The sequence below is a fragment of the Roseovarius sp. MMSF_3359 genome (assembly GCF_030733385.1).
Classification (GTDB): domain Bacteria; phylum Pseudomonadota; class Alphaproteobacteria; order Rhodobacterales; family Rhodobacteraceae; genus Roseovarius.
Genome location: NZ_JASHJC010000008.1, coordinates 1 through 21,662 on the forward strand (window position 1 = coordinate 1; position 21,662 = coordinate 21,662).

Annotated in this window: 20 protein-coding genes and 1 tRNA gene; 11 read left to right on the top strand and 10 right to left on the bottom strand. The window is 60.8% G+C overall.

Features of this window, described 5'->3' with window-relative positions; genetic code table 11:
- From RBB29_RS12570 to RBB29_RS12580, 3 genes are all read left to right on the top strand, one after another.
- The coding region (locus RBB29_RS12570) for a tetratricopeptide repeat protein (protein WP_371931497.1) at positions 1-765 on the top strand (765 nt) is incomplete at its 5' end.
- Complete coding sequence (gene ruvX / locus RBB29_RS12575; RefSeq protein WP_306117061.1) at positions 762-1,238, top strand: Holliday junction resolvase RuvX; 477 nt, start codon at positions 762-764, stop codon at positions 1,236-1,238. The genes RBB29_RS12570 and ruvX, both read left to right, overlap by 4 nt.
- A complete protein-coding gene (locus RBB29_RS12580; RefSeq protein WP_306117060.1) occupies positions 1,235-1,477 on the top strand; it encodes a DUF1289 domain-containing protein in 243 nt (80 codons plus the stop codon). Before ruvX ends, RBB29_RS12580 begins: the two co-directional genes overlap by 4 nt.
- 46 nt (positions 1,478-1,523) lie before the next feature.
- Here the strand turns inward: RBB29_RS12580 and RBB29_RS12585 are convergent, their stop codons facing one another.
- Both RBB29_RS12585 and RBB29_RS12590 read right to left on the bottom strand, forming a co-directional pair.
- Entirely contained in the window at positions 1,524-1,880 is a 357-nt protein-coding gene (locus tag RBB29_RS12585; protein ID WP_306117059.1) for a cupin domain-containing protein, read from the bottom strand.
- Positions 1,881-1,889: 9 nt separating this feature from the next.
- A complete protein-coding gene (locus tag RBB29_RS12590; RefSeq protein ID WP_306117058.1) occupies positions 1,890-3,773 on the bottom strand; it encodes an acyl-CoA synthetase in 1,884 nt (627 codons plus the stop codon).
- A gap of 382 nt (positions 3,774-4,155) precedes the next feature.
- Between RBB29_RS12590 and RBB29_RS12595 the strand changes: the two genes are divergently transcribed.
- Positions 4,156-5,163 carry an extracellular solute-binding protein gene (locus RBB29_RS12595; protein WP_306117056.1) on the top strand — a complete coding sequence of 336 codons (1,008 nt, stop codon included), beginning with the start codon at positions 4,156-4,158 and terminating at the stop codon, positions 5,161-5,163.
- A 78-nt stretch (positions 5,164-5,241) separates the two neighbouring features.
- Here RBB29_RS12595 and RBB29_RS12600 read toward each other — a convergent pair whose 3' ends face one another.
- A complete protein-coding gene (locus tag RBB29_RS12600) occupies positions 5,242-6,021 on the bottom strand; it encodes a DeoR/GlpR family DNA-binding transcription regulator (RefSeq protein WP_306117055.1) in 780 nt (259 codons plus the stop codon).
- Positions 6,022-6,230: 209 nt separating this feature from the next.
- Between RBB29_RS12600 and RBB29_RS12605 the strand changes: the two genes are divergently transcribed.
- The 5 genes from RBB29_RS12605 to RBB29_RS12625 all read left to right on the top strand — a co-directional run bounded on the left by RBB29_RS12605 (position 6,231) and on the right by RBB29_RS12625 (position 13,615).
- On the top strand, positions 6,231-7,172 hold the full coding sequence (locus RBB29_RS12605; protein WP_306117054.1) for an ABC transporter substrate-binding protein: 942 nt from the start codon (positions 6,231-6,233) through the stop codon (positions 7,170-7,172).
- A gap of 99 nt (positions 7,173-7,271) precedes the next feature.
- The gene (locus tag RBB29_RS12610) at positions 7,272-8,294 is read left to right on the top strand and encodes a glycine betaine/L-proline ABC transporter ATP-binding protein (RefSeq protein WP_306117053.1); all 1,023 of its coding nucleotides are present in this window, start codon (positions 7,272-7,274) and stop codon (positions 8,292-8,294) included.
- A complete protein-coding gene (locus tag RBB29_RS12615) occupies positions 8,291-10,288 on the top strand; it encodes a proline/glycine betaine ABC transporter permease (RefSeq protein WP_306117052.1) in 1,998 nt (665 codons plus the stop codon). Before RBB29_RS12610 ends, RBB29_RS12615 begins: the two co-directional genes overlap by 4 nt.
- A gap of 3 nt (positions 10,289-10,291) precedes the next feature.
- A complete protein-coding gene (locus RBB29_RS12620) occupies positions 10,292-11,161 on the top strand; it encodes a phosphotransferase (RefSeq protein ID WP_306117051.1) in 870 nt (289 codons plus the stop codon).
- Positions 11,162-11,170: 9 nt separating this feature from the next.
- Entirely contained in the window at positions 11,171-13,615 is a 2,445-nt protein-coding gene (locus tag RBB29_RS12625; RefSeq protein WP_306117050.1) for an FAD-dependent oxidoreductase, read from the top strand.
- 91 nt (positions 13,616-13,706) lie between these two features.
- Here RBB29_RS12625 and RBB29_RS12630 read toward each other — a convergent pair whose 3' ends face one another.
- Genes RBB29_RS12630 through RBB29_RS12640 form a run of 3 tightly spaced genes read right to left on the bottom strand, consistent with a single transcriptional unit; the run spans position 13,707 to position 15,720 of the window.
- Positions 13,707-14,603, bottom strand: coding sequence for a DMT family transporter (locus RBB29_RS12630; RefSeq protein WP_306117062.1), 897 nt, complete (start codon positions 14,601-14,603; stop codon positions 13,707-13,709).
- A 21-nt stretch (positions 14,604-14,624) separates the two neighbouring features.
- The gene (locus RBB29_RS12635; RefSeq protein WP_306117049.1) at positions 14,625-15,521 is read right to left on the bottom strand and encodes a fatty acid desaturase; all 897 of its coding nucleotides are present in this window, start codon (positions 15,519-15,521) and stop codon (positions 14,625-14,627) included.
- Positions 15,514-15,720: a DUF2061 domain-containing protein gene (locus RBB29_RS12640; protein WP_306117048.1), complete on the bottom strand. Its 207-nt coding sequence runs from the start codon at positions 15,718-15,720 to the stop codon at positions 15,514-15,516. The genes RBB29_RS12635 and RBB29_RS12640 overlap by 8 nt, the downstream gene beginning before the upstream one ends.
- Positions 15,721-15,825: 105 nt before the next feature.
- Between RBB29_RS12640 and RBB29_RS12645 the strand changes: the two genes are divergently transcribed.
- Positions 15,826-16,683 (top strand): helix-turn-helix domain-containing protein, encoded by an 858-nt coding sequence (locus tag RBB29_RS12645; protein ID WP_306117047.1) that lies wholly within the window; start codon positions 15,826-15,828, stop codon positions 16,681-16,683.
- A 13-nt stretch (positions 16,684-16,696) separates the two neighbouring features.
- On the opposite strand, the gene RBB29_RS12650 is transcribed toward RBB29_RS12645, so the two are convergent.
- A complete protein-coding gene (locus tag RBB29_RS12650) occupies positions 16,697-18,610 on the bottom strand; it encodes an acyltransferase family protein (protein WP_306121161.1) in 1,914 nt (637 codons plus the stop codon).
- Between the two features lie 565 nt (positions 18,611-19,175).
- Between RBB29_RS12650 and RBB29_RS12655 the strand changes: the two genes are divergently transcribed.
- The gene (locus RBB29_RS12655) at positions 19,176-20,279 is read left to right on the top strand and encodes a hypothetical protein (protein WP_306117084.1); all 1,104 of its coding nucleotides are present in this window, start codon (positions 19,176-19,178) and stop codon (positions 20,277-20,279) included.
- A 3-nt stretch (positions 20,280-20,282) separates the two neighbouring features.
- On the opposite strand, the gene RBB29_RS12660 is transcribed toward RBB29_RS12655, so the two are convergent.
- From RBB29_RS12660 to RBB29_RS12670, 3 genes are all read right to left on the bottom strand, one after another.
- A tRNA-Leu gene (locus RBB29_RS12660) sits at positions 20,283-20,368 on the bottom strand.
- A 176-nt stretch (positions 20,369-20,544) separates the two neighbouring features.
- The gene (locus tag RBB29_RS12665; protein WP_306117085.1) at positions 20,545-21,090 is read right to left on the bottom strand and encodes a hypothetical protein; all 546 of its coding nucleotides are present in this window, start codon (positions 21,088-21,090) and stop codon (positions 20,545-20,547) included.
- A gap of 30 nt (positions 21,091-21,120) precedes the next feature.
- Positions 21,121-21,597, bottom strand: a complete 477-nt coding sequence (locus tag RBB29_RS12670) for an Lrp/AsnC family transcriptional regulator (protein WP_306117086.1) — start codon at positions 21,595-21,597, stop codon at positions 21,121-21,123.
- Positions 21,598-21,662 lie beyond the last annotated feature (65 nt).

Sequence of the window (21,662 nt, forward strand, 5' to 3'; positions counted from 1 at the left end):
GATGCCGCGCCCGATTACCTGGAACTGATGGAAAAGCTGCGGCAAACCGTGGCCGAGCGGCCCGATGACCTGCGTGGGTTGCGCTTGCTTGTGCGCAACGAGGCGGCCCTTGGCAATGTCGCTGCCGCCTATGCGGCGCAGCAGCAGACCATCCGCGTGAAAGGCCCCGAGGCCACCGCCGACGACCATGCCCTGCTGGCCGACCTGATGATTGCGGCCGCCGGCGGTTATGTCTCGACCGAGGCCGAGGCTGCCCTGCGCACGGCGCTCCAGGCCGATCCGGACAACCCAACCTCGCGCTATTACCTCGGTGCCTATCTGATGCAGGTGGACAGGCCCGATGCCGCTTTCCGGATCTGGGAAAGGCTCCTGCGCGAAAGCCCGCCCGATGCGCCCTGGGTGACGCCCATCCGCGCCCAGATCGAAGATGTCGCCTGGCGTGCCGGTGTGCAGTATCAACTGCCCGAGGCACCGCGTGAGGCCCCGCGCGGGCCATCGGCCGAGGACATGGAAGCCGCCGCCGACATGAGCGCCGACGAGCGGATGGAGATGATCCGCGGCATGGTCAGGAATCTCGCGGTGCGGGTCGAAAACGAGGCGGTGCCGCCCGCGGATTGGGCGCGCCTGATCTCGGCCTATGCGGTGCTGGGCGAAAGGGAACTGGCGCAAAACGTGTGGAGCGATGCGCAAAAGACATTCTGGGACGCGCCGAACGCGCTCGCGCTGATCCGGCAGGCGGCCATCGACGCGGGCCTGACCGAATGATTTTCGACGAGATTGAGGCGTTTGCCGCCGCCCTGCCGGCGCATCGGGCGCTGATTGGCCTCGACCTGGGTGAAAAGACCATTGGCGTCGCCATCTCCGACGGATTGCTGTCCGTGGCCAGCCCGTTCGAGACCATCCGGCGGCGAAAATTCGGGCTGGATGCCGCGCGGCTTCTGGACATCGTGGCGGAGCGGAATGTGGGCGGGATCATCCTTGGCCTGCCGCGCAACATGGACGGCTCCGAGGGGCCGCGCTGCCAATCGACCCGCGCTTTTGCGCGCAATCTCGAACGCCTGACCGACCTGCCGATCGGCTTCTGGGATGAACGACTGTCCACCGTGGCCGCGGAAAAAGCCCTGTTAGAGGCGGATGCGACACGAAAACGTCGCGCGGAGGTCATAGATAACATCGCGGCGTCCTATATTCTGCAGGGAGTATTGGACCGTTTGAGCCATCTGAGGGCCTCATCATGAGCGACGACATCCCCGTCTGGACCCGCAAGGAGATCGAAAGCCCCTGCGTGCGGATCTGCGTGGTGCATCCGGAGGCCCGGATCTGCACCGGTTGCTATCGCTCTGTCGATGAGATCAGCCGCTGGTCCAAGATGAGTGCCGATGAGCGCCGCGAGATCATGGCGGACCTGCCCAATCGCGCACCGCTTCTGCGCAAACGCCGGGGCGGCCGTGCCGCGCGGATGCAGCGGGGCCAGTAGACCGCGCCGCCACCTTTCGCGTCAGAGCAGACCGCAGTACCCTGGCCTATTCCGCGATCATGTAGAACTTGCGCAAGGTTTCTGTGATTTCCCAAACGCAGGGTGATCCCTTGGCGATGAAGAAGGTATCGCCCGCGCGGAAGGTTTCCGACCGGCCATCGGGATGCGTGAGGGTCACCGAGCCGGAAATGACGGTCATCATCTCATGCACCGGATAGGCGTCGATCTCTTCCCGGCAGGGCGCGCATTCCCACACACCGGCCAGGATCGACTCGTCTTCGGTGGCGTATGAGGTCAGGTTGATCTCCGAGTGATCCGCCGTTGTGAAAGCCTCCGCCGGGGTCATGGTGGACGGCTCCATCCCCTCGGGGTTCGGGACAAGTCGGAAACCATGCTGTGACATGCGCGCGCCCTACTCCGCCCATTCCCAGGGCCTTGTGTAATTGCCCAGGACCTCGTTCAGCTTGGCCTCATCCACATCACTGGTCTTTTCCAGTTGCGCCACCAGGCCGCGTTTCTTGTCATCGACCACATGGGTGACCCGCGCCGAAAGGCCCGCTTTTTCCAGGTCGGCATTGTAGATCCGGGTGATTGCGCTCTTGCGCAGGTCGGGCTTGAACACCTTGCCCACGGCGGTCTTGGGCAACTCGTCCAGCACCTCGATATACTTCGGGATGGCCGCGCGTTCATGCACATGGATCTTGCAATGCTCACGCAACTCTTCGCCGGTCACGCTCGCCCCTTCAACCAGTTCGACATAGGCGCAGGGGATTTCGCCCGCATGGGAATCCGGCTGCCCGATCGCACCGGCCATCGCGACGGATTTATGCGCCATCAGCGCCTCTTCGATATCGGCAGGGTCGATGTTATGCCCGCCCCGAATGATGAGGTCCTTGGCCCGGCCCGTGATCCAGAGGTATCCATCCTCGTCGATCCGTCCCAGATCGCCGGTGCGCAGGAACTTCTCCTTGTGGTAAAGATCGCGGTTCTTGGCGGCCTCGGTGTAGGTGTTGCCCGCGAAGACGCCTGGATTGTCGATGCAGATCTCGCCCACCTCATCGGTGCCACACTCCGCCGGACCATCCGGCGTGTTGTTGAAGATCTTCACGTTGGTATAGGGCAGCGGCACGCCGACCGATCCCACCTTTTTCTCGCCCGTGGGCGGGTTGCAGGACACAAGGCAGGTCGCCTCGGTCAACCCATAGCCTTCGATCACGGTCATGCCGGTCGCGCTTTCGAACCGCTTGAAAAGCTCAAGCGGCATCGGGGCCGAGCCGGAAAAGGCGTTCTTGACCGAAGAGATATCGGCATCGACCTTGCGCTGCATCAGCGCCGCCGTGGCCGTCGGCACGGTGATGACGAAGCTGATTTTCCACCGCTCGCAGAGTTTCCAGAAATTGTCGAAAACCCCGTCGCCCCGGAACCCGGCAGGTGTTGGGAAAACCACGTGCGCGCCGGATTTGATCATCGCCATCAGGATCACGTGGCAGGCGAAAACGTGGAAAAGCGGCAGCGGACACATGATGACATCATGTTCGTCAAACAAGAGCTTGTGGCCCAGCCAGCCGTTATAAACCATGCCGGAATAGCGGTGCTGCGCCACCTTGGGCATGCCCGTCGTCCCGCCGGTATGGAAATAGGCCCCCACGCGATCCTTCTCCGCATCGGCAAAATCGAGCGAAGTGTTTTGCTTGGCCACTTCCTTGTTGAAGCTCAGCACGTCGGCGTGGTGGTTGCTGGGGTTTTTCGGCCGCACCAGCGGCACGATCCAGCTTTTCGGCGGGCTGAGATAGGTGTTGAGGTCGATCTCCAGCACCGTGTGGACGCCCGGCGCGTGGCGCACGGCTTCGGCGGTCTTCTGGGCGATGTCGGTCTTTGGGAAGGACTTGAGCGTGACGACGACCTTGGCGTTCGTCTCCCGCAGGATCGCGCCGATCTGTTCGGGCTCCAGCAGCGGGTTGATTGGGTTGACGATCCCCGCGACCATTCCGCCAATCGTTGCCACCGCCGTTTCCAGGCAGTTGGGCAGCACCAGCGCCACAACGTCGGCCTCATTGACACGCAGGCTCCGATAGAGGTTCGCCGCCTGACAAACCTGATCGTGGAATTGCTGCCAGCTCAGCGTCTGCGCCTTGTCATCGGGGCCGGAAAAGAGCTGATAGGAAATTGCCGGACGGTCCGGGAAGGCCTTGGCCGTCTGTCGCAGCATCTGGTAGACCGTCTCGGGCCGCTCCCGTGCTTCCCACGGCATTTCGTCTTCGATGGCGCGCACATCTGCCTTGGTGGCAAAACTCATTCATGATCCTCCCAAATCGCCCGATCTATGCGGGCATGACTTTTCCCTTGCGCGCCAGCATGGGAGGGAAACGCCGGGCGCGCAAGTTTTACGCAGCGTATTTCGCCACGGAACCGGCGAATTCGCGGCACATCTCCGGCGAAATCACCGCCCCGCGCCGGAAATCAGCGGTTGATGCGCATGAGGCGCGCGTTTCCAAGCATTGCACCGAAGGAAGATCACGGTCGCTTGCCCGCTCACAAAAGGGCCCGACCGATGCAGGATCCTCATTCAGACCGTCCCCTTTTTTCGCGCAGATGTCGGGCATTAATCTTTTTCACTTGACTATTTTTGTAAGAAATAAGATTTATCACCGAGTAATTTAGTCAGAAAAGGAAGCCCGATGAGGACCCTTACATTCGCTGCCGCCGCTTTTGCGCTTGCCACGCCTGCCCTGAGTCAGGAGGTCAATGTCTATTCCTCCCGCCACTACGACACCGATGATGCGCTTTATGCCAAGTTCACCGAAGAGACCGGCATCAAGGTCAACCGCGTTGAAGCAAAGGCCGATGAGCTGATCGCGCGTCTTGAAGCCGAAGGTGACAACAGCCCGGCGGACGTTCTTATCACCGTCGATGTGGGCCGGATGGACCGCGCGGAACAAGCCGGATTGCTACAGCCGATTTCGTCGGACGTGGTCGAAGAGCGCATCCCTGCGCATTTCCAGCACCCCGACAACCTGTGGATCGGCATCTCGCAACGCGCGCGGATCATCTATTATGCCAAGGACCGCGTCGAAACCCCGCCCCAAAGCTACGAGGAACTGGCGGATGAGAAATGGAACGACATGATCTGCATCCGCTCTTCGTCAAACATCTACAACCAGTCGCTGATGGCCTCGATCATCGAAGTGCATGGCGAGGATGCGGCGCGTGAATGGGCGGCCGGAGTGCTGGCCAACATGGCGCGTGACCCGCAAGGCGGCGACACGGACCAGCTGCGCGGCGTGGTGTCGGGCGAATGTGACGTGGCCGTTGGCAATCACTACTACTTCCTGCGGGGCTTCTCCAAGGATGTGGATGGCCTGACCTCGGGCATCGACAATATCGGCTGGGTCTGGCCCAACCAGGACGACCGCGGCACCCACGTGAACCTCTCAACCGCCGCCATTTTGGCCAATGCACCCAATGCCGAGAACGCGACAAAACTGGTTGAATTCCTGACCAGCGATTTCGCGCAGGAGCACTTGGCCGTGCAGAACCACGAATACCCTGCCGTGACCGGCGCAAAGGGGACCGAGACCACCGAACGCCTCGGTGAGTTCAAGGCAGATGACACGACACCCACCGCAGTGTTCAGCCGGAACGCAGGCAAGGCGCAGAAGGTCTTCAACGAGGTCGGCTGGAACTAATCAAGAGCAGCGAACGCGACCGGGCGGTGCCAAACGATGGCGCCGCCCCTTTTTTGTTGGGCCCCGCGGGCGGCTGGTTCAGTCAACCACGACCAGATCGACATCCTGCTCCTGCAGCATCGCCCGGATCGGCGCGGGCGGTTCCTTGTCGGTGTAAAAGACGTCGAAGCCCGGGGACTGGCCCAAGGCCACCGGCGCGCGCTTGTTGAACTTGTCATTGTCGGCCACGACGATATTGACCTGCGCATTGCCGGCGGCGACCCGGGCGATATTGGCCTCTTCGAGATCGTGCAGCATGAAGCCGGTCTCGGCATTCACCGCCCCCACGGAAAAGATCGCGAACCGCACGTTCAGCCGCCCGATCAGGTCAAGCGCCTCGGCCCCGAACGCCCCGCCGTCATGGGCGCGCAGCTCGCCACCGGCCAGGAACACCCGGTTGCCATTGCGCGTGGCAAGCGTGCTGGCCACAAAGGCGGAGTTGGTGACCACGAAAAGATCGCTGCGGGCTTTGAGCGCCATCGCCACATAAGCCGTTGTCGACCCGATATCGAGAAAGACGGAATCGCCATCGCTGATGTTCTCGGCCACCGCCACCGCCAGCCGCGCCTTGACATCCGCATGGGTGGAAATCCGGCTCTCAAAAGTCGGCTCCGAAATATCCTCGACCAGGTGCACCCCCCCGTGCACTTTGCGGACAATACTGGCCTGCTCAAGCGTGCGGATGTTGCGCCGGATGGTCTCGTTCGTGACGTTCAGCGTCTCCGCCAGGAAACTCACGCGGCACGACCCGCCCGCCTTGCGGAGTTCGTTGAGGATCTCCTCTTCCCGCTGATTTGTCGTCTTACCCTGTATCTGCATGGCAGTCCTGTCGCTAATTGCAGTTCAGAAAGCCACAAAAAGCAACATTCGCCAAGTCAATTTTGCCGGATCGCCGAAATTTTCCGCGCAATATCAGCAAAAAATGTGGGTAAATGTGGTAATGATTGACTAAAACCAAGTTTTGCCGCAGGATTTTCGTACAACCAGACAAAAAAGCACAGAAGACCAATGAAACGGGGAGAATTAACATGTTGAATTTCAAGAACTTGGGCGCCCTGGCGATTGCCGCCGCGACCGCATCCGCCGGGTGGGCCGCAGATTCGTCCGATCCGATCAAGCTGACCCTGCATGACTGGTCCGGGCAGCTTATCAACACCAAGATCATGGGCTCGATCCTCGAAGAAGCCGGGTATAACGTCGAGTACGTTCAGGCCGACTACATCGCGCAGTTTGCCGGGCTCAAGACCGGTGATCTTCACCTTGCCATGGAGATCTGGGAAACCACGGGCCGCGGTGCGCTGGACGAGGCCGTGGCCACCGGCAATGTCGTCAATGTGGGCGAGACCGGCCTGATGGCGATCGAGGAGTGGTGGTATCCGCTCTACATGAAGGAACGGTGCCCCGGCCTGCCCAACTGGGAAGCCCTCAAGGATTGCGCCGAGGAATTCGCTACTGCCGAAACCGACCCGAACGGGCGCTATGTCGGCGGCCCGGTAACCTGGGGCGGGTTCGATGACGAGCGTGTCGAGGCGTTGGAGCTTGATTTCGAAGTGGTGCATGCGGGCACCGATGCGGCGCTTTTTGCCGAACTCGAATCCGCCTATCAGCGGCAGGATCCGGTGATCCTCTGGGTCTATGTCCCGCACTGGGCGCCAGCGAAGTACGAAGGCGAATTCGTTGAATTCCCAGCCTACACACCCGAATGCTACGAAGATCCCGCCTGGGGCATCAACCCGAATATGGCCTATGATTGCGGCAAGCCGCGCGGCCCGATCTGGAAAGCGGCGTGGTCCGGGCTTCAGGAAAACTGGCCCGGTGCCTATCCCATCATCGAGGCCTACAAGCTCACCAATGAAGAGATGAGCGCGATGGTCGGCAAGGCCGATCTCGACGGGGTGGACGTTGACACTGTGGTCGCCGACTGGATGGCCAAGAACAAGGATCGCTGGTCCGGCTGGATCGGTCAGTAATCTCCCTGGGCCGGGGGGCGTGGGCGACGCTTCCCGGTCATTTTTCCAACAGGTTTGCTATCCTTCTGCCGTGCCAACGGTCAGAATCGGGGTGTCTTGATGAACGCGAATATCAAGCTGTCATGCCGCAGCGTCTGGAAGCTCTACGGCAACGAAACCGACAGCTTCCTGCAACAGAACCCGGACCCGTCGGATGACGATATCCGCGATGCCGGGATCATCGGAGCGGTGCGCAACGCGAGCCTCGACATCGCCGAGGGCGAGATTTTCGTCATCATGGGGCTTTCGGGCTCGGGCAAGTCAACGCTCGTGCGGTGCCTGTCGCGCCTGATCGAACCCACGGGCGGCGAGGTGTTGTTCGATGGCGCCGATCTTCTGCGCGCCAGCGACGCCGAAATGATCGAGATTCGCCGTCACAAGCTCGGGATGGTGTTCCAGCATTTCGCCCTCCTGCCCCACCTGAGCGTTTTGCAGAACGTGATGTTCCCCCTGACCGTGCAGGCCGTGCCGAAACCGCAGGCCGAGGCCAAGGCGCGCGAGGTGGTCGAGCTTGTGGGCCTCAAGGGGCGCGAGGATTATTACCCGCGCGAACTCAGCGGCGGGCAGCAGCAGCGCGTGGGGATCGCCCGGTCGCTCGTGACCGAACCCGACCTGTGGTTCCTCGACGAGCCGTTTTCGGCGCTCGATCCGCTGATCCGCCGCGAGATGCAGGATGAATTCCTGAGCCTGCAGGCGCGCCTGCACAAGACCATCGTTTTCATCACCCATGATTTCGACGAGGCGGTGCGCCTGGCCGACCGGATCGCGATCATGAAGGACGGCAAGATCATCCAGGTCGCCACGCCCGAGGAGTTGGTGGTCAACCCGGCCTCGGATTATGTCGAGGAATTCACCCGCCACATCCCGCGTGACAAGGTGCTGACCGCGGGCGGGCTGATGACGCGCGGCGCAACTGCCGAAGGCACGCCGGTCCCGACCAATGCGCGGATTTCGGACGTGGCCGAACGGATCATCATGGCCGACGGCCCCGTGCCCGTGGCCGACCGGTCCGGCGAGATTGTCGGCACAATTGACCGCAAGGCCATCGCCCATGTCCTCTTTGGCGCGGGGGGCGGTGCATGACCCGACGGCTTAGCCCTGCCCTCGTGATCACGCTGAGCCTGGTCGTCATCACGATCATCCTCGGCACCTACGGGCGCGATCTTTCGAAGGCGCTTGATGCGCGCTGGCTGGTCAAATTCCCTTCCGCCTGGATCATCCCGTTCAAAACCTACATCTCGGCGGCTATGAAATGGCTCGTGGAAGAGGCGGCCATCGGCCCGCTTTCCTTCACCGATGTCACGCGCTCCATCGCCTGGCTGATCGAACAACCTTACCGTTTCGTGCTCTCTCTCCTAGGGGATGGCTTTACCACCGGTCAGGGCAACGCTGAGACCGTGATCCTGCCGCCGATAAGCTGGGTCGTGGTCACCGCAGCGGTCGTGGCGCTCGGGCATTACTGCCGCGACTGGATGCTGGCGGCGCTGGTTGGCGCCTGCTTCCTCTACCTCGCGATCTTCGGCCAGTGGGACAGCGCGATGGTCACCCTCGCCTCGGTCCTGATCGCCGTGCCGATCGGCGCGGGCGGCGGGCTTCTGATGGGCATCTGGGCCTATCGCCACCCGCGGGGCGAACGGTTCTTGATGCCGGTCCTCGACCTGATGCAGACGATCCCGATCTTTGCCTATCTCGTCCCGATCCTCTTCATGTTCGGCTTCGGCCCGGTCTCGGCCCTCGTGGCGACGATCATCTATGCCACCCCGCCAATGGTCCGCGTCACGATCCTCGCGCTCAAATCCGTCGATCCGGAACTGGTCGATTTCGGCCGCATGGCGGGGACCACACCACGGCAACTGATGTGGCGCGTGTTGGTCCCTTCGGCCTCCCACAGCCTGATGGTGGGCGTTAATCAGGTCATCATGCTCACCCTCAACATGGTCATCATCGCATCGATGATCGGCGCGGGCGGGCTGGGATTCGACGTGCTGGCCGCGCTCAGGCGTCTTGATATCGGCGCGGGGTTCGAGGCCGGGATCGCCATCGTCGTGCTGGCCATCGCGGTTGACCGGCTGAGCCAGGCTTTCGCCGAACGCATGGGGCAGATCCATCATGCACCCGAACACCAGTCGTGGATCGCCCGCCACAAACGCACCGCCATCGTTCTGGCGCTCCTCGCAATCACTTGGGCCTTTGGCCGGTTTGCCCCCGCGATCATGGCCTACCCAGAGGCGCAGACGATTACGACCGGCGCGTTCTGGGACGATACGGTCAAATACCTCAACGTGAACTTTTTCGACACGTTCGAGGCGATCAAGGTCTTCTTCCTCACCTATTTCCTTCTCCCCATCAAACGCACACTTCTGGGCATTCCCTGGCCCTGGACCATCGCCATGCTCATGCTTCTGGGCTGGCGCGCGGGCGGCTGGCGACTGGCGGTGCTCTGCGGCGGGCTGTCGGGCCTCATCGCCATCACCGGGCTTTGGTCCAAGGCGATGGTCACGGTCTATCTCTGCGGCGCGTCGGTCATCATCGCCACGCTGATCGGCGTTCCCCTGGGCGTTCTCGCCGCGCTCAACAAACGTGCGGGCGTGGTCATCAATGTGCTGATCGACACGCTGCAAACCTTGCCCAGTTTCGTCTACCTGATCCCTGTGGTGATGCTTTTCCGCGTGGGGGATTTCACCGCAATGATCGCCATTGTGCTTTATGCCCTCGCCCCCGCCGTGCGCTATGCCGCCCACGGGGTGCGCAACGTGAGCCATGACCTGATCGAAGCGGGGATCGTGTCGGGCTGCACACCGCGGCAACTCCTGCGCCTGGTGCGCCTGCCGCTGGCCCTGCCCGAGATCCTGCTGGGCATCAACCAGACGATCATGCTGGCGCTGTCGATGCTGGTCATCACCGCGCTCGTCGGCACCCGCGATCTGGGCCAAGAGGTCTATATCGCGCTGACCAAGGCCGACACGGGCCGCGGCATCGTCGCCGGTCTTGCCATCGCCTTCATCGCCATCATCGCCGACCGGCTGGTCAATGCCGGGGCAAGCGGCGCCCGCAAACGCTTTGGATTGGAGAGCTGAGCCATGAGCCAACCCGATTTCCGCACCCTCCCCCTCTGGCAGGGAGAAATCACCGCGACGCCACTGACCGGCGGGATCACGAATGTGAACTACCTCGTCGAGGATGGAGCGCAGAAATACGTTGTCCGCGTGGGCGACGACATTCCGCTGCATCAGGTGATGCGGTTCAACGAGTTGGCCGCCAGCCGCGCGGCCCATGCCGCCGGATTGTCGCCCGCCGTGGTCCATGCCGAACCGGGCCTCACGGTGCTTGATTACATCGACAGCAAAACGTTGACCGAAGCGGATGTGCGCGCGCCCGAGATGCTGCCCCGCGCGCTTGACCTGGTAAAACGCTGCCACCGCGAGGTGCCCAAACACCTGCGCGGGCCAAGCCTCGTCTTCTGGGTTTTTCACGTGATCCGCGATTATGGCGCAACGCTGACGGATCGGGGCAGCAGCCAAACCGCGCTGATCCCCGAACTGATCGATATTGCTGGTCAGCTCGAAGAGGCGGCAGGCCCCTATGACATCGTCTTCGGCCACAACGACCTGCTCTGCGGCAATTTCCTCGACGATGGTGACCGGCTCTGGCTGATCGATTTCGACTATGCCGGGTTCAACTCGCCACTCTTCGATCTGGGCGGGCTTGCATCGAATAACGGGCTGAGCGAGGCGCAGGAAGAGTGGATGCTTGAGACCTATTTCGAAGCACCGGTCACCGACGATCTGCGTCGCCGTTATTCGGCGATGAAATGCGCCTCGCTCCTGCGCGAGACGATGTGGAGCATGGTGTCGGAAATCACGTCGGAAATCGACTTTGACTACGGCGCCTACACCGCTGAAAACCTTGCACGATTCCGTGCAAGCCTTGAAACATTCAACCAAAGCTGAGGCACCGACATGGCTGATCTCCCCTCCACCGCCAAGGCCGTCATCATCGGGGGTGGCATCATCGGATGTTCCACCGCCTATCACTTGGCCAAACTGGGCTGGACCGACACCGTCCTTCTGGAGCGCAAGAAGCTGACCTCCGGCACCACGTTCCACGCGGCGGGGCTTGTGGGGCAATTGCGGTCCAACGCAAACATCACGCAGCTTCTGGGCTATTCCGTCGATCTCTACACCAAGCTCGAGGAGGAAACCGGCCTTGGCACCGGCTGGAAGATGAACGGGGGGCTGCGGCTGGCGTGTAACGAGGAACGCTGGACCGAGGTCAAGCGGCAGGCCACCACGGCGCATTCCTTCGGGCTTGAAATGGAGCTGCTGACGCCCGCGGAGGCGCTGAAGCTTTGGCCGCTCATGGATATCTCTGATCTTGTCGGCGCGGCCTTCATGCCCACCGATGGGCAGGCCAACCCGTCTGATATCACGCAAGCATTGGCAAAAGGCGCACGGATGGCCGGCGCCACGATCCTTGAGGACACGAAGGTGACCGATCTGGAGGTCGAAAACGGCCGTATCCGCGCGGTCATCACCGATCAGGGGCGGATTGAGTGCGAAAAGGTGATCGTCTGCGCCGGGCAATGGACCCGCGATTTCGCCGCTAAATTCGGCGTCAACGTGCCGCTGGTGTCGATGGAGCACCAATATATGCTGACCGAGCCGATGGGCGTGCCCTCGAACCTGCCGACGCTGCGTGATCCTGACCGGCTTTGTTACTACAAGGAAGAGGTCGGCGGGCTGGTCATGGGCGGGTATGAACCGAACCCGATCCCCTGGGCCGTGGACGGCATTCCGGAAGGGTTCCACTACACCCTGCTCGACAGCAATTACGACCATTTCGAGCAGATCATGGAGAAATCCCTGGGCCGCGTCCCCGCGCTTGAAACCGCCGGGATCAAGACGCTCACCAACGGGCCCGAAAGTTTCACGCCGGACGGTAATTTCATCATCGGCGAGGCGCCGGAACTCAGGAATTTCTATGTCGGCGCCGGGTTCAATGCCTTTGGTATCGCCTCGGGCGGCGGTGCGGGCATGGCGCTTGCCGAGTGGGCGCATAAGGGCGAGCCGCCATTTGATCTCTGGTCCGCCGATATCCGCCGCTTTGGCCGACCGCATTTCGATACCGACTGGGTCCGCACCCGCACGGTCGAGGCCTATGGCAAGCACTACACGATGGCCTGGCCGCATGAGGAACATGATAGCGGCCGCCCCTGCCGCAAGTCGCCGCTCTATGACACGCTGGCCGAACAAGGCGCTTGCTTTGGCGAAAAGCTGGGCTGGGAGCGGCCCAACTGGTTTGCCGACGTGGCGGCTGGCGAGGCACCCAAGGATATCTACAGCTTTGGCCGCCAGAACTGGTTTGCCGCCAACGCCCGCGAACACCGCGCCGCGCGTGAGGCCGCGATCGTGATCGACCAGACGTCTTTTGCCAAATTTATACTCAAAGGCCCCGATGCGCAGGCGGCGCTGAACTGGATCGCAGCGGGCAATGTGAACAAGCCCGTGGGCGCGCTGACCTATACCCAGATGCTCAACGACAAGGGCGGGATCGAATGTGACCTGACCATCGCGCGGGTGGCGGAGGAGGAGTTTTACATCGTCACCGGTACCGGTTTCGCCACCCATGATTTCAACTGGATCAGCCGGAATATCCCCGAGGAGATGAATTGCCAGCTTTTCGATGTGACCTCATCTAATGCTGTCCTATCCCTGATGGGGCCCGAGGCGCGCAATATCCTGCAAAAGGTCACCCGCGCGGATGTCTCGGACGCGGGGTTCAAATTCGGCACGGTGCAGACCATCGGCATCGCCGGATGCCCGGTGCAGGCGCTCAGGATCACCTATGTGGGCGAATTGGGGTGGGAGCTGCACCTGCCCGTCGAATACGCGCAGACGGTCTATGCCGCGCTGATGCGGGCCGGAGCGGATCACGGGTTGCTCAACGCGGGCTACCGGACAATTGAATCGCTTAGGCTCGAGAAGGGATACCGCGCCTGGGGCTCGGATATCGGGCCGGATCACACGCCGTTCGAGGCCGGTCTTGGCTGGGCCACGAAACTACGCAGCAACACGGATTTCAAAGGCCGCGCCGCGACCGAAGCGCAACGCGCGGACGGGGTGCAAAAGATGCTGGCGACCTTCACGGTCGATCCGGATGTGGTCCTGCTGGGCCGCGAGACGATCTATCGCGATGGCGAGCGGGTCGGTTGGCTGACCTCAGGCGGGTTTGGCCACACGGTCGGCAAATCCATTGGGTTGGGGTATGTGCGGAACCCCGATGGCGTAGACGCAGACTTCGTGATGTCGGGGAATTACGAGCTCGAAGTCGCGACCGAGCGCTTCCCCGCGCAGGTCCATCTGCAGCCGCTCTATGACCCGGAGATGACCCGCGTGAAGGCCTGATCCCGGCAGTCACCAACCGAAAGGGTTGCAGCGGCAACAATCCCACCGTGCCTGCGCGCCGCATCCGGAATTGCCCATTTCGGGGCATGGCTCAGTTCAGCAGGATGAGGCCCAGAATACTGGCGCTGAGCAGCGCGATGCCAAGTGCCTCGCGGCCCGCGATCTTTTCGCGGAAGAAAAGCACCGACGCCATGAGCGAAAAGATCACCTCGATCTGCCCGACGGCAAAGACATAGGCCGCGTTCTGCAAGGTGAAAGCCGTGAACCAGCAGAGCGAGCCTGCCATGCCGGTGAGCCCCATCCAGACCGCGGTGCGCCGGGCCGCGATGACGCGGGTGATCTCGCCCTTTTCCCGCCAGGCCAGCCAACCCGCCATGCCCAAAGCCTGCGCGGTGGTCACGATGGCCAGCGATATGCAGGCGCGCAGGAACGGATCATCGCTGGCGATCTCCAGCGTGGCACCGCGATACCCCACCGCCGAGATGGCGAAGAGCGCCCCGGACGCAAGGCCCAGACCCGCCGCCTTGTTGAAAAGCCGCGCCCCCTGCCCCGCGATGCGGTTGTCCGACAGGATCAGCACCCCCAGCAGGCCGATGACGATCGCGATGAACCCCGGCAGGCTGATCCGGTCACCCAGGACCAGCAGGCCGACCAGCGCCGTCTGGATCACCTCGGTCTTCTTGAAGGTGATGCCCACGGCGAAGTTCCGCTGCGCGAAAAGCGCCACGACGCACCAGGTGGCGAGGATCTGCGCCAGTCCACCGCTCAGCGCGTAAATCCAAAAAAGCCCGCCATAGGACGGCCATCCGGCGCCCGCGTGGAGCACGTAGGCCAGGGCCAACGTGACGACGAATGGCATCGAATAGACAAACCGCGCAAAGGTGGCCCCGCCGGTGCTGAGCGTGCCCATGCTGAGGTGTTTTTGCAGCATGAAGCGCAGCGTCTGGAACGCGGCCGCAGCGATTGAGATGATGATCCAGGCCTCCATGTGGCCCGTCATGCCCGGGATTTACCGCTTGCGCCAGAGCGGATGCGGCACCGGGTCCTTGGCGCGCCAGAAATACTGGCGGAAAATCTGCCCGTAGGAGCGATAGATATAGCTGTCGTTGCGGCGGATGTACTTGTCCCGGTCGGAGCGGTAGAGCGCGGGCAGATCGTACCAGGCCACCTTGGGGTGCATGTGATGAACGACATGCAGGTTATTGTTCAGAAAGAGAAAGCTCAGCGGTCCGCGATCTTCGACAATCGCTGTGCGGCCACTGCATTTCTCATGGGCGCGGTGTTCGAGAAAAGTGCGGATCTTGATGATGCCATAGCCGAAATAGGCCGCCACGAGATACGCCCATAATGGCATCGGCGACAGCCAGACCACCCACAGCACCACCAGGACGGACGGGACCTGCAACAGCCAGGCGCGTGTTACGTCTCCGTCGCCCGCGCGCATCGCCCTGAGATCGGCGCGCAGAAAGGCGGCAAACCCGATGGCCGGGCCAATCGACATGCGCCCCAGAAGCGTGTTGTTGAACATCAGGAGGCGCTGCACCCATCGCGGCTGACGCGCCCAGGTTTCGGGGTCGAGATAGTTGGATTCGGGGTCATCATACGGGTCGGTAAGATTGCTGTCCTGGTGATGGGCCAGGTGCAGGTCACGGAACCGGCGATAGGGCACCAGGAGCCCGAGGCAAGGAAACCCGATCCCCTCATTGATCCGCTCGTTGCGGAACGGATGGCCATGGATCATTTCGTGGGTCAGCGACGAATGCAGCGCGATGAAAATCGTCGCCGTGGCCACCCCGAGCGGCAGCCAGATCGCCGCCAGCCAGAAGACCGACACACCCCATCCTGCATAGCAGGCTATCAGCAGGGCCAGCGTGGGCCATTCAACCTTTGCCGGCGCCCTAGTCATGGGACCGCCCCCACCGAACATGCGCCCAGAAACGCTCGTAGACGAAATAGCAACTCAGCCCGATCACCGTGTTGATGACCGCGATCGCCCCGCCCATTGTGGCCGATCCGGTCATGACAAGGCCCACAAGGCTCATCATCACCAGTCCCAACAGGTTCCAGGCCACCGCCTTCACCAGGGTGCGCTGTCTCGTCTCCATGAATTCCCCAAATCTTCCCTTCACGAATTTGTTACGACAGAAAATGACAGGAGGGGATTCCGTTTCTAGTTAACATTCCTCTGCATTGATGATAAAAATCACCATATGATGGAAAAAGCAGACAAACGGCTGCGCGCTCTCCTGTTTCGGTCCCGGCTGGGGGATGCCATGCGCGACCGCGACGTCACGCAAAGCGCATTGGCCCGCCGTGTGGGGGTGGACCGTTCGACCATATCGCAACTGCTCAAAAGCCAGGGCGCCCGCCTGCCCAATGCGCAGGTCGTGGCGGAATGCGCCGCGGCGCTTGGTGTCTCGGCCGATTGGCTCCTGGGGTTGACGGACCGCCCCGAGACAGCCGCCGACATCGTCGCCAACTCCATGTCCCTGACCGAAGCACCCCGAGCGCTTGTCGATGAGCAGATTTTCCAGTGGCACAAGGAGGCCGCCGGGTACAAGATCCGCCATGTCCCTGCCGGCCTTCCGGATATGCTCAAAACCCGCGCGATGCTTGAATGGGAATACGCGCCCCATCTGGGCCGCTCGACAGATCAGGTCATCGGCGCGTCCGAGGACCGGTTGGAATGGATGCGCGGGGCGCAATCCGATTATGAAATTGCCCTGCCGATGTATGCGCTGACGAGTTTCGCCCGCGGCGAGGGCTATTACCGCGGTCTCGATGCTGACATTCGCCGGGGTCAGATCGAGCACCTTCTGGACGTCGCGCAGCAGCTCTATCCTCGGCTACGGCTCTACCTTTTCGATGCGCGCCGCGTTTTTTCCGCCCCGGTCACGATCTTCGGGCCGCTACTGGCCGTGGTCTATATCGGGCGCAATTACATGGCCTTTCGCGATACCGAACGGGTGCAGGTCCTGACCGCGCATTTCGACCACCTCATTCGCGAAGCCGCCGTCACCGCTCGCAAATTGCCGGATTTCCTCAACGAAGAGTGTCAAATTCGATAAGCAGGAACGGTGCCTATTCCGGCCGGCCCACTGCGTCTTCGACAAGCCGCACGGCCCCTGCCGGGGTCAGGTGATCATGATCGCGATACCAGCTTTGTGCCGCCGTCCCCGAATAACAGAATTCCGCATCGCAAAAGACCGCCCTCGGGTCATGAACATGCAGCTCGGGGTGAGAGAGCTTGAGCTTTTCGATGATCTGATCCATTTCCCGCAAGCTGCGATCAACATCCTCACGAGCCAGGCGAAGGGGACATTTCCCAAACCAACCCGCCGCCCTTGTGCTGCAATGGACGGGACTGTGGATCATTTCCGGGTTATCGGAGATCAGCAACACCTGCTTGCCGGAGGCCAGGAGCCTGCCAACGGTCTCCTGCAGCCCCTCAAGCAGCAATGCCTGCCTCTGCTCGATCTCTGCGGGGTCGAGATGTTCCGGCTCATGCGCCCGTCGGCGCAGCAATTCCCACACCCCGTAGCCACTCAGGACAACCTGTTTGATCCCCTGATCTTCGATAGCGTATGCGATTGATTTGTCTATGAAATCCTGCGCGCACTGCATGAACCCGTCAATTTCCCGGCCTTTGGTGACAACCGGAAAACACCCGCCACTGACGAAGATGATCGGGTTTTCGGTTGTGTCGGCAAAGACCTCACGGATACCGAATGCCAGATGTTGGGCGTGGCTGTCGCCGATGATGGCCGACGTCGGCGCCGCATTATCATCCAGGATCGAACATCTGCCGCCGGCCTCTTCGCGGGTGCCAAAGGGGTAACATTTTGTCCAGCCCTGCCATTGGGTCTGCAGGTCCAATGCGTCAAAGGCCGGACGTATCTGCTTCGGCAGGTTCACCCCAAGGGTCAAGATGCCGATACTCGCCGCAGCGGCGGTGATAAGTACAGTGCGGACGCGGAAATGCTTCTTGCGAAATGGCCGCTCGATAAAACGCCAGGTGATCCAGGCCAGCAGCAAGGTGAGTACGGTCAGCGCCAGAAACAGGTATGATCCCTGCGGCAATCCGAAGAGATAGCGCGAGAAGACGAACAGCGGCTGGTGCCAGAGGTACATGCTGTAGGAAATCAGGCCAATTCCGACGCAGGCCCGCAAGCTCAACAGGCGATGCGTGAGCGTCCCCGGCGCGGCAAAGAGGATGACGAGGGCCGTGCCCACCGTCGGCACCAGCGCATAAAGACCCGGGAAGGGCGTTCTTCCATCGAAGAGAACCACCGCGGCGGCGATGGCGAGCAACCCGGCGGCGGCAAGCCCATCCCCGACCCGTCCCGCCCGGATCCCCCCGCGCCCCTGCAGGTAAAGGGCGGCAAAAGCGCCGATCAGCAACTCCCATCCACGCGCATGCAGCAGGAAAAACGTCGCCGACGGATAGGCAAGCGCGCCCCATTCCGCCAAGGACAGGCTGATGAAGAAAAGCACCGCCAACACCGCGATCAGCGGCCTCAGGCCAAACCGCCAGAGCGCCATCAGGAGGAGCGGAAAGATGATGTAAAACTGCTCTTCAACCGCCAGGCTCCAGGTATGCAAGAGCGGTTTCAACTCGGCCGCCGTGTCGAAATACCCGCTTTGCAGCCAAAAGAGGATGTTCGAGGCAAACATGCCCACGGCCATGACACTGTGGAGAAACTCGGTCAGGTCCTTGGGCAGCAGGATGAACCAGGCGACGGGAATGCAGCAGAGCACGACAAAGAAAAGCGCGGGCAGAATTCGGCGGGCGCGACGGTCATAGAACCCGGCAAGGCTGAAACTCCCAGTTTTCAGTTCCTCGGCGATCAGGCTGGTGATGAGATAGCCGCTGATGACAAAAAACACGTCAACGCCGACGAACCCGCCGGCAAAAGGCGCAAAACCCGCGTGGAAGAAGATGACCGGCAGGACAGCAACCGCGCGCAAACCGTCAATTTCGGCGCGGTACTTCACGCGCCCTGCCCCGCATGCAGATGCTGTTTGGGGGCGGTGCCATCCGCCAAACCGCAAAACCGGGGCGGCAGGGAAAGGACTGCGGCTCTGACTGGTCGGGATTGTCTGCTCACCTTAAAATCACCACGCCTCGTCGTCGCTTTGCGGTGCAGGTCATGTGCGTGACCCGCCCCGGCACCACCCGGCCTCGATCTCAGGGTGGCTGGCTCATAGCTCTACACAGACCTTGCAATTTGTCAAAATCAAGCGACAGCAGAAATTCGGAACGGGGATGAGCCCGGGCAGCATTCAACCACATTGCCGCAAAGTAACTTCTATTTACGATGACGCGGGTGGTGGGATTTGACCCCCCCGGATATTGCAACACCGGAACTCAAATCTGGCGCATCATTATTAACATATTGATTGATATACATTTCCTAACGTCAATGATTGAAAAACTACCCACTGTCGACGTCCCTAACAACTAAGCAGATCACTGATCTTGCAGATATTTGTCATGTGACACTAGAGAATTCCAGACATAATCATGTTGGGGAGCGGCGGATGTAAGAAGATGTAAGCTGTGGCGGCCATCTTTGGCTTCAGGCCGGGCGCCGCCTTCGATCAGGAGTTAGATTTGACCGTTTTCTCACAGATCAAGATGTTCAATCCACCATCCTGGGCTGCCTTCACAGATGGTGCAATCACGACAAATCGGATCGAGCATTTCCCACCTTCTTCCATACCTACACTTTATGGTTTGGATGGGAAAAAATTTAAGTCCAGACTGCGCCGAGTGATGAGTAAATGTGTAGTGCTCAATGATAGGTGCATTTTTTGGGCGGGCGATGTTGAACTGGCGCGGCATGCTTGCAGGGCGTTGATAGCTCACAACCCTCGGACACAAGAGGAGTTCAACGCCGTCATTGGGCGGCTTGATCCGAAAACCTTGGCTAGCGTACAAATTATGCTGACTGTTTTTGACGGCGAGGCGATCCGCGAATTTGGCTACTGGTTATATGGCACCAGTCTTTCACAATCTGTTGAACTAGTCGGCGGTGGTTCCGGCTGGGAAGACCTAATCGAGATTAGCAGCGAGAGTTCGTTCGGGTTTGACCTTCATAACCCTCAAACAAGCGAAATCACCAACGCCGTTTACTGGGCTCTTGCCGCCATAGCAAGCATGCTTGACATTGAAAGGAACTCACCTGTTCAGGGTCATTTAGATTATGGTGGCTGCGCCGATCTGATTTCGTTCGGACCAACTGGTTTCGTCCGAGAAAGTTTCTGTGTGATCGAAGCCATCACGTCCAAGGTGGCACCTCGAGAAGATCTTGCAATAACAGGTTTCTTTGCATCGTATGGGATCGAAGGTGGATCAATCGTTTCTTACACCGATTTGACAAATCTTGACCCGCAAGATCCCTTCGTGGTCTCGCAAAGCCACGAAATACTGGCGGACTCAAAACAGAAGCCATCCCTAGATAGAATAGGCGGTCCGTTACCCTACTCGATTGTAAGAGTTCGGTGTGAGGACCGCCAATACACCTACTTCGGCAACAGTCCATTTCATATTCGCACTTTAATTGAGGATGAAATGGTTAGGCTAGATATCGAACCACGATCAGACAAAGACATTGGAGACGTTTTCTACGAAGGTCTGAACAGTCTTCGTTGGGAGCTATAAGCTTGGTGCGGGCGGTGGGACTCGAACCCACACGGCCATTCGGCCTTCAGATTTTAAGTCTGATATGTCTACCATTCCATCACGCCCGCGGATGACGTGTCGGGCCTCGTTGCAGGCTTGATAGATTACCTATCGCCGCCGCGCGCCGATGACAACGTGCTTTGGAAAAACGCGGGCATTTATGGAACCGCTTTATGAGGTGCTGCGCCGTCGCAGACCTTCCCGACCGTCCGCTCCGCTAAGGGTCAAACCGCCCGAGGGGCGATCACAACTCCTGCTCGCCGCTCTCAAGCGAGGGCAGCAGTGCGCGCTCGGACAGCCACGGGTTTAGCGCCAGCGCGGCCCGCAGGCTCAGCGCCGCTTCGGCCTTTCGCTCCAGCCCCACAAGCGTCAGCGCCCGCCCGGCAAGCGCCGCCACATGCCGCGGTGAAAGGGCGATAGCACGGTTCAGGTCCGGCAGGGCGGCGGCAAAATCCTGTCGCAGGAAATTCACGAAGGCGCGCTGATTATACCCTTCGGCATAGTTCGGGCAGTAGGTGACCAACGCATCGAGCGCGACCATCGCGCCGTCATAGTCGTAGGACGCACGCCGACTCATCCCCTCATCGAGCAATTCCTGCGCGTAGTCATCCGGCGCATCCGCCCAATATTGCCACATGTCGTTCGATATCTGCAGGCCGGTCGCCTGATCCGGCGCCTGTTGCGCGGATTGGATCAGGTCGTTCAATGCGTCGCTGTGGTCAGGCGCATCGGGGCAGGTTTCGGCAAGGGCGGGGCCAGCAACAAGAAGGGCAAGGATCGCGTATTTCATGACCCGATAATGGCGCGCCAACCGCACAGGTCAAATCACATCCGGGACAACACTCTCCTTGACCGCCTGCATCGCGACATAGGTGGAGGTATGTGCGACATGCGGCAGTGACGAGATATGCTCGCCCAATACCCGCCGGTAATCGCTCATGTTCTGGGTGCGGATTTTCATCAGGTAGTCGAAATTGGCCGCGATCATATGCACCTGCTCGATCTCGGGGATCTTGGCCACCGCCGCGTTGAAATCCGCAAGCGCCTTTTCTCGCGTATCGTTAAGGCGCACCTCGACAAAACTGACATGGTCCATGCCAAGGCGGATCGGGTCGAAAAGCGCGGAATAGCCGGTGATCACCCCCTCCTTCTCCAACCGCCTGAGCCGCGCCTGGGTCGGGGATTTCGACAAGCCGATTTCACGCGCGAGATCGGTGATGCTGATTCGACCATCCCCGGACAGCACCCGCAGGATGGCCCGGTCAAACCCGTCAAGTTCCGTCTTTCCACTTTGCATATCTTTTTTCCCTTCAGGTAGCCAAAACGACCTGCATAATCCACCAATTCAGGAAAAATAACTCA